This window comes from Bradyrhizobium sp. P2_E8, from assembly GCF_056403875.1.
Genome location: NZ_JBFUES010001400.1, coordinates 1 through 1,461, shown reverse-complemented (window position 1 = coordinate 1,461; position 1,461 = coordinate 1). Strand labels below are relative to the sequence as shown.

Sequence of the window (1,461 nt, the reverse complement as noted above, 5' to 3'; positions counted from 1 at the left end):
CTCTTAAACTCTTCCGAGTTTTGCTCCTGATTTTCTTGTTGGCGTTTCTTGTTGGAATTCTTGTCGAACGTTTCTCGTTGGTGCCGTCAGCTTCGATCGCAAGTCACGCGAAGCGCGGCAAATTGGTAGCGCGATCAGATCATGATTGATCGCGTCTGTCGAGAAAGCCCGAATGGCGATCGTCTAGAACTAACGTTGTGCCCGAAAGCGTGGCAGCGCCTCTGGTGCCACGCGCCGGAGGTGAGCCGCGGCTGCTCCTTTTGCGACGCACACGTAACGCGAACCGGCCTGGAACGATCCGTGCGCAATTACGCCGCAGTTTCGAATAAGCCTGCATAACCGCTTCGCGCGAAAGACTTTTCGGGCGTGGACAGCAATTGGCTGCGTCTGGACCTCGAAGCGGCGGAAACGGTAGTGTTGCAACCGGCGGGTGGCTTCCACCCGGACAGGCCAATCAGTTCGACGATGGAGACGAGAATGATCAACCCGGCGCCGCCAACGCGGCTTTACCTGCGACGATGGCTCGCGCTGGGGTCCGTGCTCGCGCTGCTGCTCGGCGCAGCCGCAGTCGCGAACGCTCAAGGATTGGTCAAAGGCGTTCAGGAGGGGGCGGCAGCCGGGAACAAGGCGGCGGGTCCGGTCGGTGGCGTGCTCGGCGGTGCGATCGGCGGCGTGGTCGGCGTTTTCACCGGCGTGCTCGGTGTCGGCAACAACGGCAATCAGGCGCCGGCGGCCAAGGACGCAAACGCAAACAAGGACGCCAACAAGGACGCCAAGCAGCAGCAGGGCGCCGGCAAGGACAAGGAAGCCAAGAGCGCCAAGGCGGGCAAGGGTGCCAAGGCGAGCAAGGAAGCCAAGAATGCGCCGCAGGACAACAAGGATGTCACGGTCCTCACCCAGAGCGGCGCGCCGCAACAGAGCGCCGAGCAGATCGTCGCCAACAGCGATTCCTATATCGAGCGGATCAAGACCGAGCTGAATCTCACCTCTGATCAGGAGAAGCACTGGTACGGGTTCTCCAGCGCCATGCACTACCTTGGACATAATGGTGCAGAGCGGCTCAACCTCCGGGTTGCGCGCGCCAAGCGGGATCCGCCCGACGACATTATCGAGCAGATGCGCAACGAGGCGCAGTTCCTGATCGACCGGGCGGCCGACCAGCGCAATGTCGCCGATGCCGCCGAACCGCTCTATTCGAGCCTCGACGACAAGCAGAAGCAGGTCTTCATCCAGGAGATGGTACGCCTCAGCCACGAGCGCGGGTTGGATTGATCAAGTTGAATCGGATCGCCGGCGTCCGAATTAACGGCGCCCGCCACGAATTCGTGAATCCTCTCCGTAATTCGGGTATGGTTAGCTTCGCAAGCTGACTGCGGGGTTGATATGGCGGACAGACTCTCCGTTTTCCTGGTCGAAGACGAGGCGTTGATCCGGATGATGATGGCTGACATGGTGGAGGAG

General features: G+C 60.9%; 1 protein-coding gene and 1 pseudogene. Both read left to right on the top strand.

Annotation, left to right across the window (positions count from 1 at the left end; genetic code table 11):
- The first annotated feature begins 477 nt into the window (after positions 1-477).
- Positions 478-1,272 (top strand): Spy/CpxP family protein refolding chaperone, encoded by a 795-nt coding sequence (locus AC1D00_RS40825; protein WP_477014606.1) that lies wholly within the window; start codon positions 478-480, stop codon positions 1,270-1,272.
- Between the two features lie 111 nt (positions 1,273-1,383).
- Positions 1,384-1,461: pseudogene (locus tag AC1D00_RS40820) on the top strand (response regulator); the annotation flags it as partial.

What these genes read in the sequence shown, in the direction of transcription:
- AC1D00_RS40825 (WP_477014606.1), top strand. Translation starts at nt 478, where the DNA reads ATGATCAACCCGGCGCCGCCAACGCGGCTTTACCTGCGACGATGGCTC.